The following is a 212-nucleotide window of genomic DNA, read 5'->3' as shown; positions in this document are numbered from 1 at the left end:
GGAAAGGGCTGGACAAACGGCTGGTGGCGTATGTGGCGGCGGACGTGGAAGAAGGGCTGGTGAATAACTTACGTGAGCGCCTGAGTCAAGTTTTGCCGGAGTATATGGTGCCGGCGGCGGTGGTGCGTCTGGACCGCTTCCCGTTAACCCCGAACGGCAAACTGGACCGCCGGGCGCTGCCGGTGCCCGGGGAGGACGCCTTTGCCCGCCAG

The 212-nt window shown here is 65.1% G+C and carries 1 protein-coding gene; it reads left to right on the top strand.

Annotation, left to right across the window (positions count from 1 at the left end; translation table 11 throughout):
• A partial coding sequence (locus C5470_RS22395; protein ID WP_166291982.1) for an AMP-binding enzyme occupies positions 1 to 212 on the top strand: 212 nt, incomplete at both ends.

This window comes from Photorhabdus stackebrandtii (assembly GCF_011189495.1).
Taxonomy (GTDB): domain Bacteria; phylum Pseudomonadota; class Gammaproteobacteria; order Enterobacterales; family Enterobacteriaceae; genus Photorhabdus; species Photorhabdus khanii.
The sequence above is the reverse complement of the archived record's forward strand: the minus strand, read 5'-3'. Positions and strand labels throughout refer to the sequence as shown.